16 protein-coding genes are annotated in these 15139 nt (G+C 70.8%); 6 read left to right on the forward strand and 10 right to left on the reverse strand.

Features of this window, described 5'->3' with window-relative positions; all coding sequences use genetic code 11:
• The first annotated feature begins 34 nt into the window (after positions 1–34).
• The 4 genes from idi to AC6CID_RS10435 all read left to right on the forward strand — a co-directional run bounded on the left by idi (position 35) and on the right by AC6CID_RS10435 (position 5430).
• Positions 35–727 (forward strand): isopentenyl-diphosphate Delta-isomerase, encoded by a 693-nt coding sequence (idi, locus tag AC6CID_RS10420; protein WP_498353921.1) that lies wholly within the window; start codon positions 35–37, stop codon positions 725–727.
• A gap of 37 nt (positions 728–764) precedes the next feature.
• Positions 765–1517, forward strand: coding sequence for an ABC transporter permease (locus AC6CID_RS10425; protein WP_498353922.1), 753 nt, complete (start codon positions 765–767; stop codon positions 1515–1517).
• A 72-nt stretch (positions 1518–1589) separates the two neighbouring features.
• Positions 1590–4772 carry an acetyl-CoA carboxylase family protein gene (locus AC6CID_RS10430; protein ID WP_498353923.1) on the forward strand — a complete coding sequence of 1061 codons (3183 nt, stop codon included), beginning with the start codon at positions 1590–1592 and terminating at the stop codon, positions 4770–4772.
• Positions 4773–4791: 19 nt separating this feature from the next.
• Positions 4792–5430, forward strand: a complete 639-nt coding sequence (locus AC6CID_RS10435) for a UdgX family uracil-DNA binding protein (protein ID WP_230789578.1) — start codon at positions 4792–4794, stop codon at positions 5428–5430.
• 4 nt (positions 5431–5434) lie between these two features.
• Here AC6CID_RS10435 and AC6CID_RS10440 read toward each other — a convergent pair whose 3' ends face one another.
• From AC6CID_RS10440 to AC6CID_RS10460, 5 genes are read right to left on the reverse strand one after another with little or no spacing between them, the layout of a single operon-like run.
• The gene (locus AC6CID_RS10440; protein ID WP_230789581.1) at positions 5435–6373 is read right to left on the reverse strand and encodes a CopD family protein; all 939 of its coding nucleotides are present in this window, start codon (positions 6371–6373) and stop codon (positions 5435–5437) included.
• Positions 6374–6378: 5 nt separating this feature from the next.
• On the reverse strand, positions 6379–6912 hold the full coding sequence (locus tag AC6CID_RS10445) for a copper resistance CopC family protein (RefSeq protein ID WP_006553373.1): 534 nt from the start codon (positions 6910–6912) through the stop codon (positions 6379–6381).
• On the reverse strand, positions 6909–7583 hold the full coding sequence (locus AC6CID_RS10450) for a YcnI family copper-binding membrane protein (RefSeq protein WP_498353924.1): 675 nt from the start codon (positions 7581–7583) through the stop codon (positions 6909–6911). The genes AC6CID_RS10445 and AC6CID_RS10450 overlap by 4 nt, the downstream gene beginning before the upstream one ends.
• A gap of 33 nt (positions 7584–7616) precedes the next feature.
• Complete coding sequence (locus tag AC6CID_RS10455; protein ID WP_120281026.1) at positions 7617–8108, reverse strand: hypothetical protein; 492 nt, start codon at positions 8106–8108, stop codon at positions 7617–7619.
• Between the two features lie 34 nt (positions 8109–8142).
• Positions 8143–8826, reverse strand: coding sequence for a DUF6474 family protein (locus AC6CID_RS10460; protein ID WP_106200837.1), 684 nt, complete (start codon positions 8824–8826; stop codon positions 8143–8145).
• A 149-nt stretch (positions 8827–8975) separates the two neighbouring features.
• On the opposite strand from AC6CID_RS10460, the gene AC6CID_RS10465 reads away from it, so the two are divergent.
• Positions 8976–10553: a TM0106 family RecB-like putative nuclease gene (locus tag AC6CID_RS10465; protein ID WP_498353953.1), complete on the forward strand. Its 1578-nt coding sequence runs from the start codon at positions 8976–8978 to the stop codon at positions 10551–10553.
• A 15-nt stretch (positions 10554–10568) separates the two neighbouring features.
• Positions 10569–10772 carry a hypothetical protein gene (locus tag AC6CID_RS10470; protein WP_225623685.1) on the forward strand — a complete coding sequence of 68 codons (204 nt, stop codon included), beginning with the start codon at positions 10569–10571 and terminating at the stop codon, positions 10770–10772.
• On the opposite strand, the gene AC6CID_RS10475 is transcribed toward AC6CID_RS10470, so the two are convergent.
• The 5 genes from AC6CID_RS10475 to AC6CID_RS10495 all read right to left on the reverse strand — a co-directional run bounded on the left by AC6CID_RS10475 (position 10756) and on the right by AC6CID_RS10495 (position 14973).
• On the reverse strand, positions 10756–11565 hold the full coding sequence (locus AC6CID_RS10475; RefSeq protein ID WP_159417038.1) for an alpha/beta hydrolase: 810 nt from the start codon (positions 11563–11565) through the stop codon (positions 10756–10758). The genes AC6CID_RS10470 and AC6CID_RS10475 overlap by 17 nt on opposite strands.
• Positions 11566–11636: 71 nt before the next feature.
• Entirely contained in the window at positions 11637–12404 is a 768-nt protein-coding gene (locus AC6CID_RS10480; RefSeq protein ID WP_120281029.1) for an SDR family NAD(P)-dependent oxidoreductase, read from the reverse strand.
• A 44-nt stretch (positions 12405–12448) separates the two neighbouring features.
• Positions 12449–13696 (reverse strand): MFS transporter, encoded by a 1248-nt coding sequence (locus tag AC6CID_RS10485; RefSeq protein WP_174246956.1) that lies wholly within the window; start codon positions 13694–13696, stop codon positions 12449–12451.
• The gene (locus AC6CID_RS10490) at positions 13693–14196 is read right to left on the reverse strand and encodes a MarR family winged helix-turn-helix transcriptional regulator (RefSeq protein ID WP_174246955.1); all 504 of its coding nucleotides are present in this window, start codon (positions 14194–14196) and stop codon (positions 13693–13695) included. The genes AC6CID_RS10485 and AC6CID_RS10490 overlap by 4 nt, the downstream gene beginning before the upstream one ends.
• Positions 14197–14274: 78 nt before the next feature.
• Positions 14275–14973, reverse strand: coding sequence for a TMEM165/GDT1 family protein (locus AC6CID_RS10495; RefSeq protein ID WP_159417037.1), 699 nt, complete (start codon positions 14971–14973; stop codon positions 14275–14277).
• Positions 14974–15139 lie beyond the last annotated feature (166 nt).

Genomic DNA, 15139 nt, shown 5'->3' on the forward strand with positions numbered 1-15139 from the left:
GGCATTCGGACACGAATACAGAACAGGACATCACATGGAACAGGTCGTGCTGCTCGACGACGCAGGCCGCGCGGTCGGGATCGAGCCGAAGGCCACGGTGCACACCACCGACACCCCGCTGCACCTCGCCTTCTCGTCGTACGTCTTCGACCACCACGGCAACGTTCTGCTCACCCGGCGCGCCCTGGACAAGTCGACCTTCCCCGGTGTCCTGACGAACAGCTGCTGCGGTCATCCGGCGCCCGACGAGCCGCTCATCGAGGCCGTGCGCCGCCGGCTGCGTCAGGAACTCGGGCTCGACGCGCACGACATCGAGGTCGTCCTGCCGTCCTTCCGCTACCGGGCGGTGATGGACAACGGCATCGTCGAGAACGAGATCTGCCCGGTCTTCCGCGTGCTCTACGACGGGCCGGCGCCCACCCCCGAACCGTCGGAGGTGCACGACACCGAATGGGCCGACTGGACGGAGTTCTCCGAGGACGTCGTCGAGGGACGCCGTGAGGTGTCGGTGTGGTGCCGCGAGCAGGTGGAGCAGCTCCGCACGCTCGGCCCCGATCCGCTGCACTGGCCCGTGGCGTCCACCGCGGATCTGCCGCACGCCGCGCCCGAGCGCCTTTGGGGACGCACCGCGCCCGAGCGCCTTTGGGGACGCGCCGCGCCCGAGCGCCTTTGGGGACGCGCCGCGCCCGAGCGCCTTTGGGGACGCGCCGCGCCCGAGCGACGATAGGGCCTCACCCGGCGACCGGGACGTTAACGTCGACCCTGTGATCGACCCGACCGTCCTGATCCCCACGATCATCGGCATCCTCGCCCTCGCCGTGATCTCGTCGGCGGTGCTGTGGGCGTTCCGGGTCCCGCACCGATTCGCGCCCGTCGGTGCCATCGCCCGCGGCGCGGTCCAGCTCGCGCTCATCAGCGTCGTGCTCTCCGGTGTCATCGCCGACGCCCGCTGGGTCGCCGTGGTGCTCGTGGTGATGTTCACCGTCGCGTGGTGGACGGCCTGCCAGCGGATCGGGAACGAGGCCGTCGTGCGCGGGGCGACGGCCGTCGCGATGTCGACCGGCGTAGTCGTCGCGGCGGGCATCGTCTTCGCGACCGGCGCGGTGGAGGCCACCCCGCGCTACGCGCTCGCGCTCGGCGGCATCATCATCGGCAACACCATGACGGTCGCGGCCCTCGCCGGTCGCCGCTTCCACGAAACCGTCGACGACCATTGGCCCGAGGTGGAGGGCTGGCTCGCACTCGGCGCGACGATGCGGCAGGCGACACTCTCACCCGCACGCTTCGCCGTGCACGCGGCGATGATCCCGTCGACCGACCAGACGAAGACGACCGGTCTGGTGACGCTGCCCGGGGCGTTCGTCGGCGCGATCTTCGGCGGGTTGTCGCCGGTGGAGGCCGGACGGTTCCAGGTGGTCGTGCTCGCCGCGATCATGGCGACGGCGTCGATCACGTCCGTGCTGATGGCGCTCGGTCTCGGTCGCGCCCTGCGCTACCGTCCCGTGGTCGTTGCGTGAGACGGCGGTCTGCGGTGCGGGTGCCGACCGGAGTAGGAGTTGATACAACCGCTGCCGAGGGAAGGATCGTCGATGTTGCTCGTAGCCAACCGGGGTGAGATCGCGTTGCGTGTCGTCCGCACGGCCGGGGACCTCGGACTCGACACCGTCGCCGTCCACGCCGCGGACGACGCCGACGCTCCGCACGTCCGCGCCGCCACGCGAGCCGAGGCCCTACCGGAGTCCGGTCCCTCGGCCTATCTCGACCCCGGGGCGATCGTCGGGGTCGCCCGAGCGACCGGATGCACGCTCGTGCATCCCGGTTACGGATTCCTCAGCGAGAACGCCGCCTTCGCGCAGGCCTGTGCGGACGCCGGACTCACCTTCGTCGGGCCGTCCCCGGAAGCACTGCGCGTCCTCGGCGACAAGCGGGCCGCCCGCTCGGTGGCGGAGGAACTCGGCATCCCGGTGACCGCTGCCGTCGAGGCGACGGATCCGGAGTCCGTGCGGGCCTTCCTGCGCGACCATCCGGGCGGGATCGTCGTCAAGGCACTGTCGGGTGGTGGCGGTCGCGGCATGCGCGTGGTCCGCGATGCCGCCGATCTCGACGAGGCGCTCCGGCTCGCCGCCGCCGAAGCGCTCGCCGCTTTCGACGACGACCGGCTGTACGCCGAGGCGCTCGTCGAGCGTGCCCGGCACGTCGAGGTGCAGGTCGTGGCTGCCGAGTCGGGGTCGGGTACCCGCGCCGTCGCGTTGGGCGACCGCGACTGCAGCGTGCAGCGCAGGCACCAGAAACTCGTGGAGGTCGCACCCGCGCCCGACCTGCCCGACGCCCTGCGGGAGGCGCTGCACGGCGCGGCCGTCCGGCTGATCGGGAACGTCGGATGCCACGGGCTGTCCACCGTCGAATTCCTCGTCCACGACGCCGGTTTCGTGTTTCTCGAGGTCAACCCCCGGATCCAGGTGGAACACACCGTCACCGAGGAGGTGACGGGCGTCGATCTCGTCGCGACCCAGATCGCGATCGCTCGCGGGGCGGGATTCGACGAACTCGACCTCCCCGCAGGAATCACCTTCGACGGCAACGGGATCGGCGGACGTCCTGCGATGGCGCAGGGCATCGCGGTGCAGGTGCGCGTCAACGCCGAGACATCGCGCGCCGATGGCATCGCCCTGCCCACCGCCGGGACGCTCACCGCGTTCACGCCTCCCACCGGACCGGGCATCCGCGTCGACACCCACGGCCGACCCGGCCTCGAGGTGACCGGACGTTACGACTCCCTGCTCGCCAAGGTCGTCGCGTACGTGCGCTCCGGCGACCGCGCGGCCGTGCTGCGCAAGGCGTCGACGGCACTCGGCGAGTTCGTCGTCGACGGTGTGGACACCAACCGCGATCTCCTGCAGAAGATCCTGGACGACAAGGAGTTCCGGTCCGGCAACGTCCACACCACGTGGCTGGGGGAGCGGCTCGCGGATTTCGTCGACACCGCCACGACCGCGCCGGTGGAGTACACGGATCTGCGCGCCGACGAACACGCGGTGCACGCCGAGATGGTCGGCACGGTCGTGGAGATCGCCCGCGCAGGCGATACCCTTCCGGCCGGTGCGCCGCTCGCCGTGCTCGACGCAATGAAGATGCAGCACGAGATCCGGGCACCGGGCAGCGCCGTGGTCGAACGCGTGCTCGTCGAGCCGGGCCGCACCGTCGACCCGGGCACCGTGCTCGCGGTGGTCCGCGTGCTCGACGCGGACACCGCGACGGACGACATCGCCGCGGTCGACCTCGACGCCGACCGTGCCGACCTCGACGAGATCCGCCGCAGGCACGAGATCACCACCGACGCGGCGCGGCCCGAGGTCGTGGCGAAGCGGCACGGGCGGGGCCGGCGCACTGCGCGCGAGAACATCACCGACCTCGTCGACGGCGGCAGCTTCGTCGAATACGGGCCGCTCGTCCTCGCCGCGCAGCGCGGCCGCCGCAGCGAGGAGGACCTGATCGCGAACACCCCCGCGGACGGACTCGTCGGCGGCACCGCCCGGATCGGAGGGGCCGAGGTGGTCGTGATGTCCTACGACTACACCGTCCTCGCAGGTACCCAGGGCCGTAACAACCACCGCAAGACCGATCGGCTGCTCGAACTCGCCGCCCGGCGGCGGGTGCCGCTCGTGCTGTTCGCCGAGGGTGGTGGCGGGCGACCCGGGGACGTCGACGCCGGTTCCGGTGCGGGCCTCGACCTGCCCACCTTCCGCTCGATGGCGTCGCTGCGCGGACGCGTGCCCACCGTCGCGGTCGTCTCCGGCCGCTGCTTCGCGGGCAACGCCGCGCTCGCCGGGGTGTGCGACGTGCTCATCGCGACCCCCGACGCCAACATCGGCATGGGCGGCCCCGCGATGATCGAGGGCGGAGGACTCGGCGTGCACCGCCCCGAGGACATCGGGCCGATCGACGTGCAACGCCGCAACGGCGTCGTGCACGTCGCAGCGCGCGACGAGGCACACGCCGTGGACGTCGCCCGGCGATATCTCGCCTACTTCACCGCGCCGCACGAGGACCGGCAGGCACCCGACCCGCGTCTCGCGCGACATGTGGTGCCGGAGAACCGGCTCCGCGCCTACGACGTGCGGTCGGCGATCGACGCGATCGCCGACCTCGGATCGGTGCTCGAACTGCGCCCGGACTACGGCGTCGGCATCGTCACCGCTCTGATGCGCGTCGAGGGCGCCTCCTGCGGTGTGCTCGCCAACAGCAGCGCCCACCGCGGCGGGGCGATCGACGCCGAAGCCGCCGACAAGGCCGCGGACTTCCTGGAACTGTGCGAATCACACCGGCTTCCCGTGGTGAGTCTGTGCGACACACCGGGATTCATGGTCGGACCGGAATCGGAGAAGGACGCCACCGTGCGCCGCTTCGGACGTTTCTTCGTCGCCGGCGCACGCTTGACCGTCCCGTTCGGCATGATCATCCTTCGCAAGGGCTACGGCCTCGGCGCGATGGCGATGGCCGGCGGATCCTTCCACGCACCCGAATTCACCGTCGCGTGGCCGACGGGGGAGATCGGCGGAATGGGACTCGAAGGGGCCGTGCGTCTCGGATTCCGCAAGGAACTCGACGCCGCAGAGACACCCCGGGAGCGCGAGGAACTGTTCGACCGGCTCGTCGCCCTCGCCTACCAGCAGGGCAAGGCCCTGCAGGCGGCGACGAGCTTCGAACTCGACGACGTCATCGACCCCGCCGACAGCCGCGCTTGGATCGCGCGACTGGTGCAACCGCGGTGAAGCCGGGTATGCGACAGCCATGGTGACCTATCCCGGCGCGCAGGAGTACGTACCCGACAGCCGCGACCTCGCCGAACTCGCCGCCGCATCCGCGGGATGCCGGGGATGCGATCTCTACAAGGCGGCCGAGCGGACGGTCTTCGGGGCAGGGGTGCGCGACGCACGCATGCTGTTCGTCGGCGAACAACCGGGCAACGAGGAGGACCTCGCGGGAGAACCGTTCGTCGGGCCCGCAGGGCACCTGTTCGACAAGGCCCTCGAACGCGCGGGTATCGATCGCGGGGCGGTGTACGTGACCAACGCGGTCAAGCATTTCCGCTTCGACCGGTCCGCCAACGGCCGCAGACGCATCCACAAGAAACCGTCGGGTGGGCAGGTCGCGGCGTGCCGGCCGTGGCTCGAGGCCGAACTCGACGCCGTCCGCCCCGACGTGGTGGTGTGCCTCGGAGCCACGGCCGCGCAGTCGCTGCTCGGTAAGGACTTCAAGCTCACGCAGCACCGCGGGGAGGTCCTGCACCTGCCCGAGGAGCTGTGCGGGTCGTGCGATCCGGCGGTGGTCGTCACCGTGCACCCGTCGGCGGTGCTGCGGGCGAAATCGCAGCGCGACGACATGTTCCGCTCGTTCGTGCAGGACCTGGAACGCGCGGCGTCCTTGTGACGGTTCAGCCGGTCGTTGCGAGCCCGGCCGCGAGCCCGAGCGCCACCGACATCGCGCACACCTCGAGGACGGCGTTGCGCAGCGACTCCTCCTCCGGCAGGCGGTGCGCCGAGGCTGCGGGGAGCCAGTTGCGCCGCCAGTTCCACGCGAGCCCCAGCAGGGCGCACAGCACGATCGCCTTCGCGAGCACGACGCGTCCGTAGCCCGTGCCCAGCAGCGCGGAGACCGAACCGAGCCGCACCGCCGCGTCGACCACCCCCGTGATCACCAACGCCACGACGCACCGAAGGGCCAGCTGCGAATAGCGCGGCAGCAGTTCCGCCCATCCTCCGCGGCCCCGCACGGTGACGGCCAGCGCCACGAGCACCCCGAACCACACCGCGGCCGCGAGCACGTGCACGGCGTTGAGCAGCGATCCCAGCGGTTGCTGCGCCATGTGGCCGGTGACCGGGCGGGCGATCAACGCGAGCGCCGCGGCCACGAGCACCGGGAGGGTGGACCACCCCGCCGACCGGCGGTACGCCACCGCGGCGACGACGACGATCGCGGCGATGCACACCCATGCCGCCGCATCCACGCGGCCCGTGGTGGTGCCGACGAACTGGCCGAACCGCCCCACGTCCAAATCTGTGGCGGGAACGTCGGCCGCGGTGGACGCGGCCCAGGCGAGGTCGACGCTCGCGAGCACGAGCCAGACACCGCCGAGCGCGGCGATCGTCCGCCACAGCGTGTCGGAGGGGACCGCGGGACGGCGTTGCCGCTGCACCATGACGGCCAGGACCGCGAGCCCGAGCACGGTCGAGCCGGCGCACAGCCCGATCGCCCGTACCGAACTCGAGGGGGCGGGCAGGGCGAGGGAACCGGCCACGGCGATGCCCGCGACGGTTCCGAAGGCAACGCCGGCAGCGGCCACGACGAGCCACTGCCGGCGTTCCGGGATCATGCCGGTCAGGCCTTCGGCTTGCGCAGCGCGAAGGCGAGACCTGCGGCGACCACGACGACACCTGCGACGACGAACCACCACACGGCAGGTCCGCTGCTGTCGCTCTCGCCCGACTCCGCGCCGGTCTCACCGGTCGCGGTGTCACCGGACGCCGCCTCGCCGGGCGTGCCGGTTCCCTCCTGGGTGAGCGTGAAGGTGCGGGTTCCGCTGACGGGATGCCCGTCGGCGGAGGTCACCCGGTAGGCGATCGTGTACTCGCCCACGGGGCCGAGACCGTCGAGTTCGACGGATGCGTTCGCACCCTCGATGATCGGGTCGCTCTTCGACCACAGGTTGCCGTCCGGCCCGACGACGGTCAGGGCCGCGAACTGCTCCTGCAGGTTCTCGTTGAACGTCACGGTCACCCGATCGGGTGCCTCGGCGATCTGCTCGCCGTCCTCGGGCGAGCTCGACAGCACCACCGAGTGGGCGGCCGCGGAACCGACGGACAGGGTCAGCGCCGCGATCAGCGCGGTGAGGAGAACGAGGATGCGCTTCATGCCCGCCGCCCCCGGATCACGGCGCCGAGACCGAGTGCGGCACCGAGCGCGCCGAGCACCAGACCGATACCGCCGAGCCAACGCGCGGTGCTGTCGGTCGTCGTGCCCTCCGACGCCGCAGCGGTCTGCCCGGTGTCGGTGACGTGCGCGTCGCCGCTGCTGCCGTGCCCGTCGCCGCTGCTCGCCGCGAGCGTCAGGCTGGGGGCGGGACGCTCGGGCTCCTCGTCGCCGGTCGTGATCTCGTCCCACGCCACGACCTCGCCGTCGCTGTAGGTCTGGATTGCGGGGAAGGCGACCTGGTCCTCCTCGGGCAGCGGCCCGACGGACAGGACGAACTGCTGGAACTGCCCCGGCCCGACCTGCACGTCCGGCTCGGCGGTCCACGTCACGGAGGTCGCGAGCTGCGACTCGGGATCCTTCTCGACGGTCGCCGTCCAGCCGGGCAGCGGCTCGGTGCGCGCCGAGCGCAGGCCCGGAAGCTCGACGGTGAGTGCCGTCGTGCCGGCGGTCTCGGACTCGGTGGGGACCCGGAAGGTCAGGACGGTGTAGCCGCCCTGCTCGGCTCCGGGTGCGACGACGGTGACGTGGGCCGAAGCGATGCCGGCGCCCGCGACCATCAGCGCAGCGGTTGCAGTCGCGCCCACGAGGGCGCGACGGGAGAACTCGAACATATGTGGTCTTTCTCGTGGTTGGAGGATCGATCGTCACAGCACAGCCGTGGCGAGCGGTGGTCCTCTCCGCGAGATGGCCGGGGGTGCACGTCCCCACACCAGTCGGCCGGTCGACGAGGTCGGGGCGAGCACGGCGGGGGCGGCGACCCGCGGCCCGCGCAGCAGCACGACCCGCAGCGCGGTGCCGCACGCCGCGTACACGTGGGCCGCGGCGCTGAGCAACACCGCGCACACCGCCACGGCCAGCGTGTGGGCGCCCAGCATGGACACCGACAGGTGCTCGTGGCCGGGCACCAGCACGGTGAGCGCGACGTGCGTGGCCGCCTGCCCACCGGCGAGCAGCACGAGCGGGGACAGCGACGGCTGGTGCGCGCCGAGGATCCCGACGATCGCCGCGACCGCGACCAGCAGTACCGCGACCGGTCCCGTCGGCACACCACCGCCGGCGGAGCCGTGGGCGGCCACCGCCAGCACCGCGGTGGCGATGCCCGCGGTGGTGCCGAGAACGGTCGGGTACCTGGTCACTGTCGGTCGTGCTCGTTCCTGATGTGCAGCCGTGTCAGCGCACGCCGAGGCGTGCGAGAAGATCCGCTTCGATGCCGTCGAGTTCCGACGAGATCGCCGCGTGCGCCGACTTCCGGCGCGCGGCCGGCATCTGCTCGGCCGTCTGCACGGCGGCGGTCAGATCGGTGAGGCGTTCGCGGGTCGCCGTGGCGAACTTCTGCGTCTCCGCGTCCTTGGGGTTGCGCTGCTCGACCTTCGCGAGCGACTGCTCCGCACCCGCGATGCGGGCACTGAGCCGGGCACCGTGACCGGTGAATGAACCCAGTTCCTCGATCGGCACCCCGAGCTGCTGCGCGCGACGCGAGTCGAGCTGACCGCGCAGCGCCGTCACGGCCTGGTAGACGATCGGGACGAGCACCGGCGCGAGCAGACGCGCGACGCCGAGATAGCGGCGCACCTTCGCTGCGGTGAGGCCCTGATTCTCGGCGGCCTTCTTCTGTGCCTTGAGGGTCGCGATCTGTTCCTTCTCGACCTTGGCCTGCGACCTCGCGAGTTCCTGGTCGAGCTTGACCTGCGACTTCGCGAGCTTCTTGTCGATCTTCGCCTGGGCCTTCGCTGCCCGCCGGTCGTTCTCGAGCCGATTCTTCGCGACCAGCCTGGCCTCGAGCTTCGCCTTGGTCCTCAGCGCCTTCGCTTCCGCCCTGCGAGTCGCGCGACGCTTCCGTGTGAACAACCCCATCGAACAGCACCCTCCATTCGGTACGACACGACGCTCCGGCGCCCCGCGTCAGCCTAACGTGACGGTGCTGCTGCGAGCCGTCGCCTGTGCAGGGAATACCCTGGAATGTCGTGGACGCAACCGGAGAACTACCGCGGCCCCCACGCGGAGTGTCACAGCGCACAGCCGTCTCCCTCGAGGCCGCTGCGCTGACGAGGTGCCGCCACCGGGTCTATCTCGACGCCACCTTCCCCGACGAACTCGCAGGTGCACCCGAGAATCCGGGTGCGCGGCAACGCCAGGAGGCGGCGGCTGCGCATCGCGAGGCGATCCGCCAGAAGCTGTTCGACGCCGACCCGGACGGGTGGGCGCGCGTCGCCCCCGAAGGACCGATGTCGCAGCGCGCCGAGCGCACACTCGACGCGTGCCGCGCGGGCGCCGACCGCATCTGGGGTGCGGTGCTGCCGAGCGAACCCGACACCGGACGCCGCGGCCGGTCGGAGATCCTGCTGCGCGACGCCGAACACGGCGGCTACATCCCGGTGATCGTCGTCAACCACAAGGTCACCGATCCCGGACGCGGCGCGCTCACCACCGATCTGTTCGCGTGGGCACCCGCCGTCGACGAGACCCGCAAGGTGCGCAGTCAGGTGCGCGACCAGATGCGCCTCGCGCACCTGTACCGGATGCTCGAGCGTCACGGACTCGCGAGCCCCGCGAAGGTCGCCGGGGCGATCGGCTACGGCGGCGACTGCATCCTCGTGCACGATCTCGACCAGATCCTCGACGACTACGACGCCCGCCTGGCGGACCGTCTGGAGGTTGCGCGGGGTCTGGCTCCGACGGCGCCGTCGCAGATCGGCGAGTGCAAGACCTGCCCGTGGTGGGACCGCTGCCGCGCCGAACTCACCGTCACCCGGGATGTGTCGCTGGTCGCGCCGGGGCAGCGTGCCGTCGTGCTGCGCGAACTCGAGGTGCACACCATCGACGGTCTCGCCCGGTGGGAAGGGGAGGAACCCGAGGCGTGGCCGCAGGGTTCGTTCGAGGACGCGATCGTCACGGCGCGGGCGTGGATCGCCGGTGTGCCGCTCGTGCGTCGCTACCGGCACGTGCACGTCCACCGCGCCGACGTCGAGGTCGACATCGACATGGAGAGTTACCACGAGCACGGCGCCTATCTGTGGGGCACGCTCCTCAATTCGGGATCGTCCTCGGAGTACATCCCGTTCGCGACGTGGGAGCCCGTGCCGACCGACGACGAGGCACGCTCGTTCGCCGAGTTCTGGCGCTGGCTGTCGGACCAGCGGCGCGCGGCCGAACGTCGCGGGAAGACCTTTGCGGCCTACTGCTATTCGCGGTCGGCGGAGGACAAGTGGTTGTTGTCGTCGGCGCGCCGGTTCCACGGTTTCCCGGGTGTGCCGGAACTCGCGGAGGTCAAGGCGTTCATCGGTTCGAACGAGTGGGTCGACATCTTCCAGGCCGTCACCGACCAGTTCGTGTGCCCGAACGGCAAGGGGCTCAAGAAGATCGCGCCGATCGCGGGGCATCACTGGCGCGACGCCGAGGCCGGGGGTGAGGCGTCGATGAGCTGGTACCGCGAGGCCGTGGGCATGGCGGGCGAGCCCGATCCGGCGCAGCGTGTGCGGTTGCTCGAGTACAACGAGGACGACGTGATCGCCACGAAGGTCCTGCGCGAGTGGATGAGTGATCGCGCGGTGCTGGACATCCCGTTCATCGAGGACCTGTAGCGCAGGTCGTGCCCCGTGCATGGTTCCGGCGGCAAGCTGATGCCGGCACACGTGCCCCGGGGCGGCTCCGGACGCCGAGCTGCGCCGGCTGTCCCGATCCGCGACTCGTCGTCGTTCGTCGTCGGCGGCCTGTACCTGCACGGTTCGGCCGCGAAGATGCAACCCGACCCCGACCTGGTGAGATTCGACGGATCCGTGAGACTCACAGGCCTGCTCTGAGCCGGATCAGGGCGTCCACCACAGGCGCGCCGAACATCGGTGGATCGTTGTGTTCGAGACCGCCGAGCTCGACCCGCTCGTGCAACTGCCGGGCGGCATCGGCGACCGCCGCGCTCTGGGCGGGCGGGACGATGCTGTCGGCGGTGCCGTAGACGACCGTGATCGGCACGTCGATGCGGCCGACGAGATCGGCGACGGGGAACTCGTCCTTCAGTGCCGCGGCGGGGACGAACGGATAGTGGTGCCGGGCCACGGCGGCGAGATCGGTGAACGGCGAGCGCAGCAGCATCGCGGCGGGAGGGTTGTCGACGGCGAGCGCGGTGACCACGGCGCAGCCGAGGCTCTCTCCGAAGTACAGCAGCCGGGTGGGGTCGACGTCGTCGCGCGAACGGAGATAGCCGAGCGCCGCGCGGGCGTCGGCGGCGAGACCCTCCTCGGTGGGGGAGCCGGGATTGCCGCCGTACCCGCGGTAGTCGAACAGGAGCGTCGAGAAACCCGCCGCGGCGAGGTCGGCGGCGGTGTCGACGCGGCCGAGGCGGTTGCCGCCGTTACCGGGGGCGAGGAGGACGGTGAAGCCGGCTCCGGGTCCGTCGGGAGCGCGACCGGGCACGAACCAGGCGTCGAGCTCGAGACCGTCGGCGGTGGTGAGCACAACGTCCTCGGCGCCGGGCAGGACGGTCGCGGCGGACGGGGGAGCAGAGCTGTCGGGCAGGTAGATCAGGCGTCGTTGCAACGCCCAGCCGGCGACGCCGACGAGCGCGACGACGAGCACCACGGCGAGAACGATCCGCATGGGACCGGTCTAACGCACGTGCGCGTTCCCGGTGGCCGGAACCACCGGAAACGCGCACGGAAGGGACGTGATTACCGCGGCGCCATGCGCAGCGCACCGTCCATGCGGATGGTCTCGCCGTTGAGGTAGTCGTGCTCGACGATCATCTGCGCGAGCTGCGCATACTCGGCAGGCTGGGCGAGCCGCGACGGGAACGGCACACCGGCCTCGAGGCCCTTGCGGTACTCCTCGGTGACACCGGCGAGCATCGGGGTGTCGACGATGCCGGGGGCGATGGTGTTGACGCGGATGCCGAACTGCGCGAGGTCGCGTGCGGCGGGGACGGTCATGCCGTGCACGCCACCCTTCGACGCGGAGTACGCGATCTGGCCGATCTGGCCCTCGAACGCCGCCACCGAGGCGGTGTTGATGATGACGCCGCGCTGACCCGACTCGTCGACCGTCTCGGTCTTGGAGATCGCGTCGGCCGCGAGGCGCATGACGTTGAAGGTGCCGAGCAGGTTGACGGTGATGACCGTGCGGAACAGCTCGAGGTCGTGCGGGCCGTTCTTCGACAGGATGCGGCCGGCCCAGCCGACACCGGCGCAGTTGACGACGATGCGCAGCGGAACACCGGACTCGACGATGCGGTCGACGGCAGCCTGCACTTCGTCGCCGCTGGTCACATCGGTGGCGAGGAGCGTGACACCCGCGGGTGCGGCATCGCCGACGCGGTCGATGGACTGCTGCAGGTCGAGGCCGAAGACGGTCGCTCCGGCGTCGGCGAGGCGGCGTGCGGTTGCGGCGCCGAGACCGGAAGCGGCACCGGTCACCAGTGCCGCGGATCCCTGAATCTCCACTGTTCGTATCTCCTGTCCCGTGTGAGTGTCGTTCGTCACGAACCCTAACCGGTGACGGCCGCGGGTTCCGCGGGGGTCGCGGTCCGGCGGCGCAGTGCGACGACTCCCATCGCCGCGGCCACGAGACACGCGACGGCACCGAGCAGCAGTCCGGCCCGACCACCCCACTGCTCGCACACCCATCCGGCGATGGGACCGCCGATGGCCGTGGAACCGAGGAAGGCGACCGACCACAGGGCCATCACCCGTCCGCGCATCGTCGGCGCGGAGGCGAGCTGCAGCGAACTGTTGGTGGTGGATGTGAACGTCACGCTCAGTGCACCGACGATCACCATGAGCACGATGAGCGTGGTCAGGTTCGGGGCCGCGGCGGCGACCGCCATGGCGATGCCGAACGCGAGGGAGGTGAGGATCAGCGGCCTGGTCCCGGTGCGGCCCCAGGTGGCGACGGCGAGCCCACCCACGACCGATCCCGCGCCCATCGCGGCGGTGAGGAAGCCGTAGGCCCCGGCACCGGCTGCGAAGGTGTGGTCGGCCAGGACCGGCAGGACCACCTGGAACTCGAAGGCCAGACATCCGACGAGCGCCATCATCAGCAGCGGGACGGCCAGGTCGGACGTGCGGCGGACGTAGGCGAAGCCCTCGCGCAGCTGTCCCTTGGCGCGGGCGGCGGCGGGGGAGCGCTGAAGCCGGGAGACGTCGAGTCGCAGCAGCGAGGTGACGACGGCGACGAAGCTCGCAGCATTGAGTAGGAAGCACACGCCGAGGCCGCCTGCGGCGATGACCAGGCCGGCGACGGCCGGGCCGATCATGCGCGAGCACGAGGCGAGGACCGACTGCAGGCTCACGGCGTTGCGCAGGTCCTCCGGGCCGACGAGTTCGAGCATGAACGACTGTCGCGCGGGGTTCTCGAAACACTGGTTGAGGCCGAGCGCGACCGCCAGGACGTAGACGTGCCACAGGGCGATGGTGTCGGTGACGACGAGCAGCCCCAGGATCAGGGCCTGCACACCCATGAGGGTCTGCAACCCGATCATGAGCCGGCGCTTGTCGGAACGGTCGGCGACCACCCCGCCATAGGGACCGAGCAGCAGCATCGGCACGGTCTGCAGCGCGAGCACGATGCCGATGGCGGTCGCGGAGCCGGTGAGCTGCAGGACGAGCCACGACTGCGCGACCGTCTGCATCCACGTGCCGATGAGCGAGACGGCCTGGCCGCTGATGTAGAGGCGGAAGTTGGGGCCGCGCAGGGCCGCGAAGGTCTGTCCTCTGAGGTCGGCGAGCATCGTCACGGGCGACCCCCCTCGGCGGAGGGGCGCGGTGAATCGGCGACGCGCTGCGAGAGTGCCTCCAGGGCGGGCAGTGCGTCGTGCAGAGCTTCGAGGTGCCGGTCGTTCAGTTCGGCGAGGTGACGGGCGAACAGGGCGGTGCGGCGGCCGCGCAGTTCTGCCGACAGTGCGGCACCGGCGGGAGTGATGTGGACGCGGACGACGCGCTTGTCGTCGGCGTCGGGGGACCGGGTGAGCAACCCGGCGTCTTCGAGTTTGCCCACCATGCGCGAACACATGGTGGGGTTGAGCCCTTCGATCTCCGCGAGTTCGCGGACTCCGATCGTCTCGTGGCGGGCGACGGTCGTGAGGAGAGTCGACTGCGAACGCGTCAGCCCTTCCTCCGAGGCGAACATGCCCATGCGGCGGGAGATCCGTCCGATCGCGATACGCAGACGGTGGACGTCTTCCGCGTCGAACGGAGGAGTTTCGGATCGAGGGGTGCTGTCCGTGAGTTCAGACATGGAACCACCTCCGAATTTATTTGCCTATCGGCAAGCATACTCCTGTCCGAAGCGGAAAGACACTGTTCGGAAGGGTGATCAGGAACGCATGAAGGCCGGGGAATCGTCCTCGGCGACACGGCGGGAGCGGCGGCGTACGACCACCATCGCGGCGACGGACAGCAGCAGGGCCACCGCGCCGGCGATCGGTCCCACGGCACCGGTCTCCGGGAACAGCCCGTCGCCGAGCATCCACGCGCCGAAGCCGAAGAACAACGCGGCGGCGCCGTAACGGATGGCGTTGTCGGGAAGGTGCCGGCCGAGCACGGCACCGATGACGATGGCCAGCGCGTCGGCGGCGACCATGCCGACGGTGGACCCGATCCACACCCCGGCCCAGTTGTTGTCGGTCGCGAGCGTGATGGTCGCGAGCATCGTCTTGTCGCCGAGCTCGGCGAGGAGGAACGCGGAGGTCACGGCGAGGAAGGCGGAGCGCGCCACGCGTCCGGCCTTGGACTGCTCGTCGTCGTCGAGGGAGTCGCCGCGCAGCGTCCACGCGCCGAAGATCAGGAAGGCGATGCCGCCGACGATGGAGATGGCGGTCGCGGGGATCGCGACACCCAGATAGTGCCCGACGGCGACCGACACGAGGTGAACCGCGGTGGTCGCGAACAGGATCCCCGAGAGGACGACCCACCAGCGATACCGCAGGGCGAAGGTCATCGCCATGAGCTGGGATTTGTCGCCGAGTTCGGCGACGAAGATGACTGCGAAGGACAGGACGAGCGCGGACCACATACGCGTTTCCTCCTTTCGTATGGAGGAAACGGGGCTTCCTCCGGACGCCGGACGCACGGTGCGACCAGCGGCCGAAGGTCTCGCCCACCGGAGGATGATCCGGTCCGCGGGGCCGGGCAGTGCCGTTGTCGGGCGCCGCCAGTATGTCGACCCTGCGATTGGGGGC

This window comes from Rhodococcus sp. GQ147 (assembly GCF_059759155.1).

Excerpts from the sequence above, each read along its gene's own strand:
- AC6CID_RS10440 (WP_230789581.1), bottom strand. The coding sequence starts at position 6,373 with ATGATCCCGGAACGCCGGCAGTGGCTCGTCGTGGCCGCTGCCGGCGTT.
- AC6CID_RS10460 (WP_106200837.1), bottom strand. The coding sequence starts at position 8,826 with ATGGGGTTGTTCACACGGAAGCGTCGCGCGACTCGCAGGGCGGAAGCG.
- AC6CID_RS10495 (WP_159417037.1), bottom strand. The coding sequence starts at position 14,973 with ATGTGGTCCGCGCTCGTCCTGTCCTTCGCAGTCATCTTCGTCGCCGAA.
- AC6CID_RS10430 (WP_498353923.1), top strand. The coding sequence starts at position 1,590 with ATGTTGCTCGTAGCCAACCGGGGTGAGATCGCGTTGCGTGTCGTCCGC.
- AC6CID_RS10490 (WP_174246955.1), bottom strand. The coding sequence starts at position 14,196 with ATGTCTGAACTCACGGACAGCACCCCTCGATCCGAAACTCCTCCGTTC.
- AC6CID_RS10475 (WP_159417038.1), bottom strand. The coding sequence starts at position 11,565 with ATGCGGATCGTTCTCGCCGTGGTGCTCGTCGTCGCGCTCGTCGGCGTC.
- AC6CID_RS10435 (WP_230789578.1), top strand. The coding sequence starts at position 4,792 with ATGGTGACCTATCCCGGCGCGCAGGAGTACGTACCCGACAGCCGCGAC.
- AC6CID_RS10445 (WP_006553373.1), bottom strand. The coding sequence starts at position 6,912 with ATGAAGCGCATCCTCGTTCTCCTCACCGCGCTGATCGCGGCGCTGACC.
- idi (WP_498353921.1), top strand. The coding sequence starts at position 35 with ATGGAACAGGTCGTGCTGCTCGACGACGCAGGCCGCGCGGTCGGGATC.
- AC6CID_RS10450 (WP_498353924.1), bottom strand. The coding sequence starts at position 7,583 with ATGTTCGAGTTCTCCCGTCGCGCCCTCGTGGGCGCGACTGCAACCGCT.